2 protein-coding genes are annotated in these 1,679 nt (G+C 59.5%); one reads left to right on the top strand and one right to left on the bottom strand.

Annotated elements, in window-relative coordinates:
* Window positions 1-623 (bottom strand): transporter substrate-binding domain-containing protein (locus tag ACXRVY_RS27665; protein ID WP_458238798.1); only part of this gene is annotated, 623 nt, incomplete at its 3' end.
* Window positions 624-953: 330 nt separating this feature from the next.
* Between ACXRVY_RS27665 and ACXRVY_RS27660 the strand changes: the two genes are divergently transcribed.
* Window positions 954-1,592, top strand: coding sequence for a type 1 glutamine amidotransferase (locus ACXRVY_RS27660; RefSeq protein ID WP_457266139.1), 639 nt, complete (start codon window positions 954-956; stop codon window positions 1,590-1,592).
* The last annotated feature ends 87 nt before the right edge of the window (window positions 1,593-1,679 follow it).

Below are 1,679 nucleotides of genomic sequence, written 5' to 3'. Positions count from 1 at the left end.
TCGTTGTACTCAGGGCCGACAAAGGCAAAACCTTTACCGGCGTCGGTTTTCAGGAAACCGTCGTCCAGGTTGACCGAGTCGGCCAGCAACGCGTCAATGCGGCCGGAGACCATGTCCAGGTTGGCTTCCTGCTGGGAGCCGTAACGCACCAGGACAATCCCTGCCGGTTGCAATACTTCAGTGGCGAAGCGGTCGTGGGTACTGGCACGCAGGACACCGACTTTCTTGCCCTTGAGCTCGGTCAGCGGGTCCTTGACGTCGCTGCCTTCCTTCATCACGAAACGCGCCGGGGTGTGGTAGTACTTGATGGTGAAATCGACGTTCTTCTTGCGATCATCAGTGATGGTCATGGACGACAGGATGGCGTCGATTTTCTTGACCTTCAGTGCCGGGATCAGGCCATCGAACTCTTGCTCGACCCAGGTGCACTTGACCTTCATCTGCTCGCACAGGGCGTCGCCGATGTCCACGTCGAAACCGGCGAGTTTGCCGTCAGGGGTTTTCATCGAGAATGGCGGGTAGCCGGCTTCGATGCCGATGCGGATCGGCTTGGCGTCATCAGCCACGGCGGTCAGGGACAACATCGACAGTGCCAGGGCACCGAACATCACTAGCTTCTTCATTTATAACTCCTGTGCGCGGAGGCTTTTATTGGCAGCTTCGATTGGCAGCGTTCGGTTATCGCTTTGTGAGCGGGAACCGAAGTGGCCGGCAGTCTAGAGTGGCTACCGGAGGGCAAATTACGCCGAGGCGACAAATATTTACAGAAAAGTGGCGGCAGGATGGAGGTATTGAGGTGCACGCGCCATGACGGGGCAAAGTCTGTCAGACAAGCCGCGTTTTCAGCACAAACCTGCAGCGTTTGCGGCTGCATCCGACGGAATGAGCCGACTGGCGATGCTGGATGTTTTACGGCACATTGAGTGCCCTTGCGTCCCATCGAGACTAGCGTAATGCCCACGTTGAACCTGATCCAGCACCACCGCGCCGAGGGCCCGGGAGCCATCGCCATCTGGGCCGAATCCCGAGGGCTGGCGCTGAACGTGTTTCGCGCCGACCTGGGTCAATTGCCGCCCGTCAGCGCCGACCCCGTGATCCTGTTGGGCGGCCCTTATGAATCCAATGCCGGTCCGGCCTGGCTGGAAGCCGAACGGCAATGGCTCGCAGGCACTCTGGGTCTGGGTGGGGCCGTATTCGCGATATGCCTGGGGGCACAGTTGCTGGCACTGGGTCTCGGAGGGAATGTACGGCGGATGGACCGGACCGAAACCGGATGGACCCGCGTGAGCTTTATCGATGGGCAAACGCTGAAGGTGCTGGAGTGGCACGAAGACGCCATCGATCTGCCGCCTGCTGCGCAACTGCTGGCCAGCAGCGCGTTATGCGCACAGCAGATGTACCGCGCCGGGCCGACGCGGCTGGGGTTGCAGTTTCATCCAGAGTGGAATGCCGAATCGGTGGCCTTGCTCAATGCACATTTTGGCGATGAGTCGCCGTTGCCACGGGGTTCGGAGGAGACTGAGGCTTACGCAGCAGTGGCCAAGTGGTTGGAAGCGACACTGGATAAGTGGTGGGCGGCCGTAAATGAATAAAAAAGATCAAAAGATCGCAGGCTGCGCCAGCTCCTACAGGCACCGCAATCCAATGTAGGAGCTGGCGCAGCCTGCGATCTTTTACKG

The sequence above is a fragment of the Pseudomonas sp. P5_A2_2 genome (assembly GCF_054177685.1).
This window is presented reverse-complemented; position numbering and strand designations above follow the sequence as displayed.

Excerpts from the sequence above, each read along its gene's own strand:
- ACXRVY_RS27660 (WP_457266139.1), top strand. The coding sequence starts at position 954 with ATGCCCACGTTGAACCTGATCCAGCACCACCGCGCCGAGGGCCCGGGA.